Source organism: Agrococcus sp. Marseille-Q4369, from assembly GCF_018308945.1.
Lineage (GTDB): Bacteria > Actinomycetota > Actinomycetes > Actinomycetales > Microbacteriaceae > Agrococcus.
Map to the genome: position 1 here is coordinate 891,078 of NZ_CP070501.1, position 11,437 is coordinate 902,514.

Genomic DNA, 11,437 nt, shown 5'->3' on the forward strand with positions numbered 1-11,437 from the left:
CCCTGCGGGGGCACGACATGTCAGTCGTGCGCTTCGCCTGCGCGGAGTGGTCATCAGTGGAGAGCGTCGAAGGATGCTTCGCCGCCCTCCACCAACGACCAGCTCAGAGCGGGTGCGAATGGGCGCACGACGACCGCGACTCGCGGTCTCGGCAAGGCTACCGCACGAATCCCCGAATCGGCAGGAAGCATGACGAAGGGCCGCCCCCTCGCGGGGACGGCCCAGTCGTGAAGCGCTCGAAGCCGGTCTAGCGGCGGAGCCCCAGTCGCTCGATCAGCGAGCGGTAGCGCTCGATGTCGACGTCCTGGAGGTAGCCGAGCAGGCGACGGCGCTGACCCACGAGCAGCAGCAGGCCACGACGCGAGTGGTGGTCGTGCTTGTGCGTCTTCAGGTGCTCGGTGAGGTCCTTGATGCGGCGCGACAGCATCGCGACCTGCACCTCGGGGCTCCCGGTGTCACCCTCGTGGGTGGCGAACTCCTCGATGATGGACTTCTTGATCTCTGCATTCAGGCCCATGCGGAACCCCTCTCTCCTCGCAGCGCGGTGCCCATGCCCGATGCATGAGCGCTCTGGATCCGCGGCCGGTCAACGGCAACCTCACGATGCTACCAGGTCAGGGGCGCGGCGGTCGAGGCGGCATGGCGCCGTACCGCTGCACCGGCCCCTGCCCGACAGGCATCCGCTCCCCCGCGGTGAGCGGCACCGGCTGGCCGATCGCGGCGCTCGCCATCGTGCGGCGATGGTGCATGAGGTCGGCGAGCAGCGTCGCCTCATCGGCGACGAGGCGGGAGCGGGCGCGCTCGCGGCCGAGCAGCGCGTGCTGCCGGTGGTTGGCGAGCCGCGTCGCCGTCTGGATGTAGTCGCGCATCGCCCTGCGGAGGCCGCGCGAGCGCGCCCACTCCATGAGCGCCGCGCGCCCCTCGCTCGAGGCGAGCCGATCGACCTCCTCGCTCGAGAACCAGCCGGCGCGCCCGTAGTCGTCGAGCCGCAGCCGCGTGAGCTTGATCTCCTGCCGCAGCAGCAGCCAGACCGCGACCGCCGCGAGCACGCACAGCGGCACCTGGACGACGAGGTAGTAGACGAAGAAGCCGACCGTGCCGCCCGGCACCCACCAGCTCGCGGAGTTCCAGAGCGCGTGGAGCGCCGCCGAGACGAACCAGCCGGCCGGGCCGGCGACGAGGATCCACCAGCGGGAGCGCAGCCGCGCGGCGAAGCCGAGCGCGAGCCCGATGCCGACCGCGGTGAAGATCGCGTGCGTGAGCGGGCTCATGATGCCGCGCAGGAAGAAGATGAACGAGCCGTCGCCGCTCTCGGCGAGCGAGGTGCCGAAGTAGAGGATGTTCTCGGTGAAGGCGAAGCCCGCCGCCGACAGCGCCGCGATCACGACGCCGTCGACGGGCCCGTCGAAGCTGCGCCGGAAGAACAGGAACATGATCGCGACCGGCACGCCCTTCCACAGCTCCTCGGTCACCGGCGCCTGGATGACGGTCGCGTAGAGCTCGAACTGCTCGGGCGACCGCAGGAAGGGCGCGACGAGCGGCTCGAGCACGAAGCCGTTGAGCACGAGGGTCAGCAGCACCGCCGCGATGGCGCCCCACAGCGCCGCGAACCACAGCGCGACGCGCGGCTCCGGCTCCCAGCGGTCGATCGCGAGCACCGCCCACAGCACGAAGCCGAGCGGCACGAGGGCCATGACCCCCGACGCCGCCACGAGCAGCGGGCTGCCGATCGCGCCGCCGAGGAACCAGATGACGACGAAGGAGGCGAGCGCGAGCACGCCGATGCCGACGAGGCCGAGCACGAGCCCGGCGCTCGGGCCCTCCTGGCGTCGCAGGGGCGAGAGCGACGACGTGGTGGCGTTCACCCCGCGAGCGTACCGAGCGGCGACCTGCGGATCAGCGCTGCTCGTCGGGCACGATCACCGGGATCGCCGCGGTCGCCGGGTGCAGGCCCGAGAGGCGCGCCGGCTCGAGCAGCTTCTCCACCCGCTCGCGCTCCATGAGGCCCGCCTCGACGACGAGGTCGGCGATCGACTTGCTGCCCGTGAGCGCCTCCTTCGCGAGCTGCGCGGAGGCCGCGTAGCCGAGGTAGGGCGTGAGCGCGGTCACGACGCCGACGGAGCTGCCGACCATGAGGTCGAGCCGCTCGTGGTTCGCCTCGATGCCGTCGACGCAGTTGACGCGCAGCGTGAGGCACGCCTGCGTCATCCAGTGCAGGCTCTGCAGGATCGAGTGGGCGATGACGGGCTCGAACGCGTTGAGCTGCAGCTGGCCGCCCTCGGATGCCGCGGTCACCGTCGCGTCGGAGCCGATGACGGCGAACGCCACCTGGTTGACGACCTCGGGGATGACCGGGTTGACCTTGCCGGGCATGATCGACGACCCGGCCTGCTTCGCGGGCAGGAAGATCTCGCCGAAACCGGCCTGCGGGCCCGATGAGAGCAGGCGCAGGTCGTTGCAGATCTTCGAGAGCTTCACGGCGGCGCGCTTGAGCGTGCCGGAGACGAGCATGAACACGCCCGTGTCGCTCGTCGCCTCGATGAGGTCGGCGGCGGGCACGATCGGCAGGCCCGTGAGCTCTGCGAGGTGGCGCGAGGCGGCTTCGGCGTAGCGCGGGTCGGCGGTGATGCCGGTGCCGATCGCGGTCGCGCCGAGGTTGACCTCGCCGAGCCACTTGATGGTCTCCTCGAGCCGGTCGTAGTCCTCGCGCAGCGTCACCGCGAAGCCGCGGAACTCCTGCCCGAGCGTCATCGGCACGGCGTCCTGCAGCTGCGTGCGGCCGACCTTGAGCACGTCCCGGAACTCGACCGCCTTGCGGTCGAACGCATCCGCGAGCCTCGCGAGCTCGTCGAGCAGGCGCCGGAGCGTGAAGGCCATCGCGACCTTGATCGACGTCGGGTACGTGTCGTTCGTCGACTGCGAGCGGTTGACGTCGTCGATCGGGTGGAAGTGCTCGTACTGCCCCTTCTGGTGCCCGAGCTCGACGAGGCACGCGTTGGCGATGACCTCGTTGGTGTTCATGTTGGTCGAGGTGCCCGCGCCGCCCTGGATGACGCCGACCTTGAACTGGTCGTGCAGCTCTCCTCCGCGGATGCGGATGCAGACGCGGTCGATGAGGTCGGCCTTGTCGGGGTCGAGCACGCCGATCTCGCGATTGGCGCGCGCGCACGCCTGCTTGACGACCGCGAGGGCGTTCACGAGGTCGGAGTAGACCGAGATGGAGCGGCCCGTGATGGGGAAGTTGATGAGGGCGCGCTCGGTGTGGATGCCCCAGTAGGCGTCGGCGGGCACCGGCAGCTCGCCGAGCGAGTCGCGCTCGAGGCGAGTGGGGCCGGCGTAGTGGCGCTCGCCCTGCGGGGCGGGGTCGAGCTTGTACTGGGGCGTGTCGGTCACGGTGGCTCCTTTGCCATGGGGGCGCGCCGATCGGGCGCGGTGGCGTGCGTGGGGGCGGGGTTCTCCCGGGCCCGAGCCTAGCCCGCGCGCATGGTCGGCGCGGGTATCGTGCTGGGGTGCATCGCCTGACCCTCCCCGTCGCCGCCCTCGCCGCGCTCGCGCTCGTCGGCTGCTCGTCGACCGCCCCGGAGCCGAGCGCGGAGCCGACGCCGGTGCCGACCGTGCTCGGGCCGCTGCCCGGTGCGGACGAGCCCGGCGCGGACGAGCCCGGTGCGGACGAGCCCGGCGCGAGCGAGTCGCCGGTGACGGCCGAGGGCGACCCGGACGCGCCCGAGGGCTACCCCATCGCGCCGCCGACCGAGTTCCCCGAGTGCGCCGACATCGAGGGCGCGGTCGCCGAGCTCACGAGCGGCCTCTCGTTCGACCAGGCGGCGAGCGACGCGCAGGACCAGGAGGACATCGCGGTCGAGCGGCAGTGCGCGTGGACCGCTGGCGACGACACGCTGCGCCTCACCCTCAGCGGCATCACCTTCGCGCCCGACGAGCTCGTCGCGCTCTCGAGCTCGCGCCTCATCGTTCCCGACGCGGGCGCGAACGAGCGCGGGCTGTTCGTGATGGGCGTCGGCGAGCCGCCGGTGCTGAGCGAGCGGTTCGCGGGCACCGTCAATCTCTTCGACCAGTTCGAGACGGTCTCGGTCGGCTGGGACGGCGGCGAGGCCGCGTTCACGGGCCAGCAGGCCGTCGACGCCGCCGTCGCGGTGCACGAGGTCATCCGCGACTAGCGCAGCGCGCGCCGCAGCTCCTCCCCGAGCGCGGCGACGCCGAGCTCGACCTCCGCGAACGTCGTCGACAGCGGGGAGAGCCCGATGCGGATGCCGTCAGGCGCGCGGAAGTCGCCGATCACGCCCCGCTCCCACAGCCTCGCGTTGACCTCCCGGAACGACGGATGCGTCACCGTCAGGTGGCTGCCGCGGTGCGGACCGGCGGGCGGGCTCGCGAGCCGCGCCCCGAGCGGCAGCACGTGCTCGGCGAGCGCCGCCTCCGCGAAGCCGGTGAGCGCGACGGACTTCGCCCGCACCGCGTCGATGCCGACGGCTTCGACGAGCTCGACCATCGCCTCGAGCGCGACCGTCGCGAGCACGGGCGGCGTGCCGCTCAGGAAGCGGCCGAGCCCCGTGGCGGGCTCGAAGCGCGGCCCCATCGCGAACACGTCGGCCGCGCCCATCCACCCCTGGATGGGCTGCGCGAGCCGCTCGTGGAGGTCGGCGCGCACGTAGCCGAACGCCGGCGCGCCCGGCCCGCCGTTCAGGTACTTGTACGAGCAGCCGACCGCGAGGTCGACGCCGTGCTCGTCGAGGCCGACGGGGATGACGCCTGCCGAGTGGCACAGGTCCCACAGCACGAGGGCTCCCGCATCGTGCGCGGCGCGCGTGATGCCCGCGACATCGGCGACGAAGCCCGAGCGGTAGGCGACGTGGCTCAGCAGCACGAGCGCCGTGCGCTCCCCCACCGCCTCCTCGACCTGCTCGACCGTCACGCCCGCCGCGGGATCGGCCTCGATCCACCGGATCGTGCAGCCGCGCTCGGCGGCGATGCCCTCGACGATGAAGCGGTCGCTCGGAAAGTTGTCGTCGTCGATGACGATCTCGGTGCGGCCGTGCTCGGCTTGCGCGTCGACCGCGGCGCGCGCGAGCTTGTAGAGCAGCACCGTCGTCGAGTCGCCGACGAACACCTGCCCCGGCGCGGCGCCCACGAGCGCGCCGATGCGGTCCCCGAGGTCGAACGGCCGACGCATCCACTGCTCATCCCATGCGCGGATGAGTCGCTCGCCCCAATCCCGCTCGATGAAGTCGCCGTAGCGCTCGCGGAGGGTCCGCAGCGGTCGGCCGAGCGAGTTGCCGTCGAGGTAGGCGACGACGTCGCCGCTGCGGACGAAGCGCTCCGCGTGCTCGGCGAGCGGGTCGGCGGCGTCGAGCTCGGCGGCGCGGCGGGCGAGGTCGGTCATGCGGAGCCTTTCAGGTCGAACCACGTGTAGGGCAGCGATCGCGCGCGGTGCAGGTTGGCCAGCAGCGACTCGTCATCGACGACGTCGGCCGCGACGATGCCGATCATCGGGCCGGGCGGGAGCAGCCGCTCGGCGAGCAGCGCGTCGACGAGCGCGGTGCCGTCGATGCCGGCCCGACGGAGCGCGGCGACCTCCATCGGATCGAGGTCGAAGCGGTCGAGCCCGTTGCCGAGATCGGTGCCGTAGGCGACCGATCCGCCCGCGGCGGCGAACCGGGCGAGGTTGTCGGTCGCGCGAGCGAGCGCGCCCTCGTCGCCGTCGCGCTCGTGCATCGCGAGCGTCGAGATCCAGGTCTGCCGGGCCGCGGCCTCGCGGATGACCGCGTCGTCGAGCCGCTCGGTCCACGGCGCGTGCGCGAGCACGGCGACGCCCGCCGAGATCGCGCGCTCGACCTGCCCCGCGCCGCGCGCGTGGGCGACGAGCGGCAGCCCGCACGCGCGCGCCTCGGTGACGATCGCGGAGAGCACGTCGTCGCTCGGCACGGGCCCGTCGTCGCTGCTGAGGGTGACCTTGATCGCGGCCGCACCGGCGTGCGCTTGCGCGCGCACCGAGCGCACGGCGTCGGCGGCGGTCGCGAGCTCGGCGACGGCACCCGGCGGCGCCCACGAGCGATCGGACGGGTAGCCGCCGACCGCCGCGTGGAACGGCCCGGCGAAGCGCGCCTCGACGCCGCGATGCGCGGTCTCGACCGCGTCGACGAGCGCGGGCAGCTCGCTCGGCGCCCAGCCGAGGTCGAGCACGCGGCCGAGCGCAGTGGGCTCGTCGCGCGTCGCCGCGCACAGCCCGAGGTGCACGTGCGCGTCGGTGAGGGGCGGCAGCAGCGCACCCTCGACGCGCTCGACTCGCCGCGGCGCCTCGCCGTCGGGCACGAGCCGCATGCCTGTCGCGCTCAGCTCGACCACCGCATCCGTCACCCACCGACCGCCGATGCGCGCGTGCGCGACGCGGGCGACGACCGGTGCGGTCACGTGCCGATCCGCGTGCGGACGGCGTAGAGCTCGGGGAAGAACGTCAGGTCGAGCGCGCGGGCGAGGAAGTCGACGCCGCTCGAGCCGCCCGTGCCGGTCTTGCGCCCGATCGTGCGGGTCACGGTGCGGAGGTGCCGGAAGCGCCAGAGCTGGAAGTTGTCCTCGAGGTCGACGAGCTCCTCGCACGTCTCGTAGGCGCGCCAGTCGGGCGCTCCCGGCTCGGCCGCGCCCTCGTAGATGCGCTGGAGGACGGGCACGAGCGACTCGGTGTAGACGTGCGCCTTCGTGACGTCGCGCTCGAGCACCTCGGCCGGCACGTCGTGGCCGTGGCGCGCGAGCAGCCGCAGGAACTCGTCGTAGAGGCTCGGCCGCTCGAGCTCGGCCGCGAGCGCCGCGTGCTCGTCGGGGCTCGGCTCGAAGACCCGCAGCATGCGCTCGTGCTTGTTGCCGAGCGCGAACTCGACCATGCGGTACTGCGCGCTCTGGAAGCCCGATGCGCCCTCGAGGGCGCCGCGGAACTGCGCGTACTCGGTGGGCGTGAGGGTCGCGAGCACCGACCACTGCTGCGTCAGCACCTCCTGGATGTGCTTGACGCGCGCGATGCGCTTGAGCGCCGCGCCGAGGTCGTCGGCGGCGAGCAGCCGCCGCGCGTCGTCGAGCTCGTGGATGACGAGCTTCAGCCACAGCTCGGTCGTCTGGTGCTGGACGATGAAGAGCATCTCGTCGTGGTGCTCGGGGCGGCTGCGCGGATGCTGCGACGCGAGCAGCGTGTCGAGGCCCAGGTAGGAGCCGTAGGTCATCTGCTCGCGCAGGTCGGTGACGACCCCGTCCTCGATCGCGCGAGTGTTGTGCTCGACGGACACTGCAGGCCTCCTTCGGCTCGGCCTCCACGGTAGTGGCAGGCGGGCGGTCAGCGCGTCGCGATGAGCACGGTCGCGCCGAGCTCATCGTCGCTGCGCACGCTCGAGGCGCGGAAGCCCGCCTCGGCGATGATCGCGGCGGCGGTCTCGACCTGGTGCGGCGCGAGCTCGACGAGCGCGATGCCGCCGGGCGCGAGGTGCCGCACCATCGCCGGCGCGTGCTCCGCGAGCGGGTCGAGGCCGTCGCCGCCGCCGTCGAGCGCGAGCAGCGGCTCGAACTCGGCCGCCTCGTGCGGGAGGTGCACGAGGTGGGCGGTCGGCACATAGGGCAGGTTCGCGGCGATGACGTCGAAGGCGGATGCGTCGAGGCCGTCGAGCACGTCGAGCGAGCGGGCCTGCACCACGAGCGCGCCCGGGAGGTTCTCGCGCGCGCACGCCACCGCATCCGCGTCGGCATCGATCGCGACGACCTCGACGCCCGGCACGCGGTGCCTCGCGAGCGCCGCGATCGCACCCGAGCCGCAGCCGAGGTCGAGCAGGCGCGGCGCTCCCCCGCCTCGAGCGGCGACCTCGCGCAGCCGCTCGGCCGCGAGCGTCGCGAGCAGCTCGGTGCGCCGGCGCGGCACGAAGACGCCCTGGTGGACGGCGATGCGCAGCTCGGCGAAGCGCGCGCTGCCGACGATGTGCTCGATCGGCTCGCCGAGCGTGCGCCGCTCGACCATCATCTCGATCGCCCACGGGTCGTCGATCCTCGCGGCGCCCTGCAGCTCGGCGAGCTCGCGCTCGGGGAAGACGCTCCCCGAGTCGCGCAGCGCCGCCACCAGCTCGTCGGGCTCCCGCAGCTCCATCGCTCGCGACGATAGCCTGCGCTCGTGCTGATCGCCGAAGACGCCGTCGACCACCTCGTCGCGCTCGTGCGCGTGCCGACCGAGCGGCCAGGGCAGCTGCCCGCGTTCCGGGCTGCGCTCGAGGAGCGGTTCCCGCGGCTGTTCGCCGCGCTCGAGGTCGAGCTCGTGGGCGACACACTCCTCGCGCGCTGGCCGGGCCGCGGCGATGGCCGCCCGGCGCTGCTCATGGCCCACCAGGACGTCGTGCCCGCCCCGGAAGCCGGCTGGACGCATCCGCCCTACTCCGGCCACCGCGACGGCACGCACGTGTGGGGGCGGGGCACGCTCGACGACAAGGGCTCGCTCGTCGCGATCTGCGCGGGCGTCGAGGCGCTGCTCGCGGCCGGCTTCGCGCCGGAGCGCGACGTGTGGCTCGTCTTCGGGCACGACGAGGAGACGATGGGCTCGGGCGCCGCCTCGGCGATTGCCGAGCTCGACGCGCGCGGCGTGCGGCCCGCGTGGGCGCTCGACGAGGGCGGCGCGATCATCGAGCCGCCGATCGCGGGGCTCTCGCGCGACGTCGCGGTCGTCGGGGTGGCCGAGAAGGGCTTCGCGAACGTCCGCTTGCGCGTGGCCCAGGTGGGCGGGCACGCGTCGACGCCGCCGCGGCTGCCGGCGACGTCGCGGCTCGCGCGGGCGATCCGGCGGCTCGACCGCTCCCCCTTCCCCCGCTCGCTGCCCGAGCCGGCGCTGCGCATGCTCGAGCTGCTCGGGGCGGATGCGCCGGGCGCGCAGGGAGCGGTGCTGCGGCGGGTGCGGCGGGCGCGACCGCTCGTCGAGCGGATCCTCGCGCGCGGCGACGAGACGCGGGCGATGCTCGCGACGACGGCGGTCGTGACGCAGCTGCAGGGCGCGGCGGCGCCCAACGCGCTCGCGGAGGAGGCGACCGCGGTCGTGAACGCGCGCATCGCGCTCGGCTCCACGGTCGACGAGACGCTCGAGCACATGCGGCGCGCGATCGCCGACCCGCGCGTCGAGCTCGAGATGCTGCACGGGCACGGGCCGAGCCCCGAGAGCCCCTCCGACGGGCCCGGTTGGGACGCGATCGAGGCGGCGATCGCGCGGGCGCGGCCCGACGTGCAGACCGTGCCCTACGTCATGCTCGGCGGCACCGACGGCCGCCACGCGCACCGCGTCACCGACCGCGTCTACCGCTTCGCGCCGTTCGAGATGACGCGCGAGGAGCGGCTGACGCTGCACGCGCGCGACGAGCGCATCCGGGTCGACACGTGGCTCGCCGGCTGCCGCTGGTACGCCGACCTCATCGAGTCGAGCTGCTGATGGCGCGCTTCGCGATCGACGCGCCGACCGCGCTGCGGATCGTGCGCGAGCGCGTCGACGTCGGCGAGCATCAGCTCGTCAGCACCGGGTCGCTGCGCTCGCAGGCGATGCAGGTGCTCTACGACGAGGTGCGCGCGGGCACGCTCGACGAGGCGGAGGGCCGCGCGCAGCTCGAGACGGTCGCGGCGCTCAAGGTGCCGCTGCTCGCCGATCGGGTCTCGCGATCGGTCGCGTGGCGCATCGCCGCGCGGCTCGACTGGGCCGAGATGGCACCGGCCGAGCTGCTCGCGGTCGCGTCGCTGCAGGCCGATGTGCTCGTGACCGATGATGAGCGGCTCGCGGCGGCGGCCGAGGGCATCGTCGAGCGGATGCCGTGGGTCGCGTTCGCGAGCGCGCTCGCCTGACGCTCAGGGCCGTGCGAGGCCACGGCGCTGCAGCAGCTGCAGCGCGCCGACGCCGAGCGTGGCACCGACGAGCAGCGCGGCTGCGACGACCATGACCATCGGATCGTCGGCGAGGATCGTCCACGCTGTGGCGATGAGGACCACCGCGAGCTGCGCGAGCGTGCCGACGTGCCAGGAGGACCACGGTGCGGGTCGCCACCACGAGCCGTGCGCGCCGGCGCTCAGCGGGAGCCCGACGAGCAGGTAGCCCGCCAGCCCCCACCACCACGGCCAGGCCTCCGCCTGCAGCACGGCGAGCGCGATCCAGACCGGCAGGACGATCGCGAACGCGTAGCGGCACAGCACCATGCGCGTCGTGACCGGCCGCTCGTCGTAGCCCGCGTCGATGCGACCCGACACGGGGTTGGCGACTCGCGCTACCTGCTCCACGGCACCTCCCTCGGGTGCAGTCTGCCTGGCGTCGGCACGGGGGCACCAGTCCCCCGTCGCGCGGAGGCGCCACTCAGGCGCGCGACGCGCCACTGACGCGCGGGAGGCGCCACTCATGCGCGGGAGGCGCCACTCACCTGCGGCCGGCGCCACTCAGGCGCGGGAGGCGCCACTCACCTGCGGCCGGCGCCACTCAGGCGCGGGAGGCGCCACTCGGCTCCGGCGGGCGGGTCAGGCGTGGAGGTGCGGCTCGTGGTCGGCGTGGCCCGGCGGCTCGAGCTGGAAGGTCGCGTGCTCGAGCGAGAGCGGGAAGTGCTCGGCCGCGCACTCCTGCAGCAGGTCGAGCACGCGCGGCGCGTGGCCGTCGGCGAAGCACGACTCCTCGACCACGACGTGCGCCGTGAGCTGGTGCAGGCCCGTGCCGAGCGTCGACGCGTGCAGGTCGTGCACCGAGATCACGTGCTCGACCTCCATGAGGTGCGCGCGCACGTCGTCGAGGTCGAGCTCCTGCGGCGTCGACTCGAGCAGGATCCGCCCGCTGTCGCGCAGCAGCGCGATCGAGCGCGGCACGATGAGCACGGCGACGAGCGCGCTCGCGATGAGGTCGGCCTGCTGGAAGCCCCACAGCCAGATGGCGACGGCCGCCGCGATCACCGCGACCGAGCCGATCGCGTCGTTCACGACCTCGAGGAACGCCGCCCGCAGGTTGAGGCTCGACCCGCGGCCGCCCGCGAGCACCGCGAGCGCGACGAGGTTGCCCGCGAGCCCGACCGCGCCGAACACGAGCAGCAGCGGCCCCGGCACCTCGGTCGGCTCGGCGATGCGGCGCAGGCCCTCGACGACCACGACGAGCGCGACGATGAGCAGCGCCGCCGCTTGCGCGGCCGCGGCGAGCACCTCGACGCGCACGAGCCCCCACGTGCGGCGCCCGCTCGGGGCGGCGCGCACGAGCCGCTGCGCCGCGAGCGCGATGCCGAGCCCCGCGACGTCGGTGAGCATGTGCACGGTGTCGACGAGCAGCGCGAGCGAGCCCGTGACGATCGAGCCGACGACCTGCGCCGCGAAGAGCGCAGCCGTGATGCCGAACGCGACCGCGAGCCGGCGCGAGCCGGCCGCAGCCGCGTGGCTGTGCCCGTGGGACCCCGACATG

12 protein-coding genes are annotated in these 11,437 nt (G+C 73.8%); 3 read left to right on the top strand and 9 right to left on the bottom strand.

The window, feature by feature from the left end; all coding sequences use genetic code 11:
* Window positions 1–247 precede the first annotated feature (247 nt).
* From rpsO to JSQ78_RS04560, 3 genes are all read right to left on the bottom strand, one after another.
* A complete protein-coding gene (gene rpsO, locus JSQ78_RS04550; RefSeq protein WP_021011779.1) occupies window positions 248–517 on the bottom strand; it encodes a 30S ribosomal protein S15 in 270 nt (89 codons plus the stop codon).
* Window positions 518–614: 97 nt separating this feature from the next.
* On the bottom strand, window positions 615–1,865 hold the full coding sequence (locus tag JSQ78_RS04555; protein ID WP_211449738.1) for a PrsW family intramembrane metalloprotease: 1,251 nt from the start codon (window positions 1,863–1,865) through the stop codon (window positions 615–617).
* 31 nt (window positions 1,866–1,896) lie between these two features.
* Window positions 1,897–3,393 (bottom strand): aspartate ammonia-lyase, encoded by a 1,497-nt coding sequence (locus JSQ78_RS04560; RefSeq protein ID WP_211449740.1) that lies wholly within the window; start codon window positions 3,391–3,393, stop codon window positions 1,897–1,899.
* 116 nt (window positions 3,394–3,509) lie between these two features.
* On the opposite strand from JSQ78_RS04560, the gene JSQ78_RS04565 reads away from it, so the two are divergent.
* Window positions 3,510–4,175: a hypothetical protein gene (locus JSQ78_RS04565; protein WP_211449742.1), complete on the top strand. Its 666-nt coding sequence runs from the start codon at window positions 3,510–3,512 to the stop codon at window positions 4,173–4,175.
* Here the strand turns inward: JSQ78_RS04565 and JSQ78_RS04570 are convergent.
* The 4 genes from JSQ78_RS04570 to JSQ78_RS04585 are packed head-to-tail and all read right to left on the bottom strand — an operon-like array spanning window position 4,172 to window position 8,134.
* The gene (locus JSQ78_RS04570; RefSeq protein WP_211449743.1) at window positions 4,172–5,398 is read right to left on the bottom strand and encodes a kynureninase; all 1,227 of its coding nucleotides are present in this window, start codon (window positions 5,396–5,398) and stop codon (window positions 4,172–4,174) included. The two genes, JSQ78_RS04565 and JSQ78_RS04570, sit on opposite strands and share 4 nt — an antisense overlap.
* Window positions 5,395–6,426 (bottom strand): amidohydrolase family protein, encoded by a 1,032-nt coding sequence (locus JSQ78_RS04575; protein ID WP_211449745.1) that lies wholly within the window; start codon window positions 6,424–6,426, stop codon window positions 5,395–5,397. The genes JSQ78_RS04570 and JSQ78_RS04575 overlap by 4 nt, the downstream gene beginning before the upstream one ends.
* The gene (locus tag JSQ78_RS04580; RefSeq protein WP_211449747.1) at window positions 6,423–7,289 is read right to left on the bottom strand and encodes a tryptophan 2,3-dioxygenase; all 867 of its coding nucleotides are present in this window, start codon (window positions 7,287–7,289) and stop codon (window positions 6,423–6,425) included. Before JSQ78_RS04580 ends, JSQ78_RS04575 begins: the two co-directional genes overlap by 4 nt.
* Window positions 7,290–7,336: 47 nt before the next feature.
* A complete protein-coding gene (locus JSQ78_RS04585) occupies window positions 7,337–8,134 on the bottom strand; it encodes a HemK family protein methyltransferase (protein WP_211449749.1) in 798 nt (265 codons plus the stop codon).
* 24 nt (window positions 8,135–8,158) lie between these two features.
* On the opposite strand from JSQ78_RS04585, the gene JSQ78_RS04590 reads away from it, so the two are divergent.
* Together JSQ78_RS04590 and JSQ78_RS04595 are read left to right on the top strand one after the other, a co-directional pair.
* A complete protein-coding gene (locus JSQ78_RS04590) occupies window positions 8,159–9,454 on the top strand; it encodes a M20/M25/M40 family metallo-hydrolase (RefSeq protein ID WP_249295913.1) in 1,296 nt (431 codons plus the stop codon).
* Complete coding sequence (locus JSQ78_RS04595) at window positions 9,454–9,858, top strand: hypothetical protein (protein WP_211449751.1); 405 nt, start codon at window positions 9,454–9,456, stop codon at window positions 9,856–9,858. Before JSQ78_RS04590 ends, JSQ78_RS04595 begins: the two co-directional genes overlap by 1 nt.
* 3 nt (window positions 9,859–9,861) lie before the next feature.
* Here JSQ78_RS04595 and JSQ78_RS04600 read toward each other — a convergent pair whose 3' ends face one another.
* Complete coding sequence (locus tag JSQ78_RS04600; RefSeq protein WP_211449753.1) at window positions 9,862–10,287, bottom strand: hypothetical protein; 426 nt, start codon at window positions 10,285–10,287, stop codon at window positions 9,862–9,864.
* Between the two features lie 231 nt (window positions 10,288–10,518).
* Window positions 10,519–11,436 (bottom strand): cation diffusion facilitator family transporter, encoded by a 918-nt coding sequence (locus tag JSQ78_RS04605; protein ID WP_211449755.1) that lies wholly within the window; start codon window positions 11,434–11,436, stop codon window positions 10,519–10,521.
* Between the last annotated feature and the right edge of the window lies 1 nt (window position 11,437).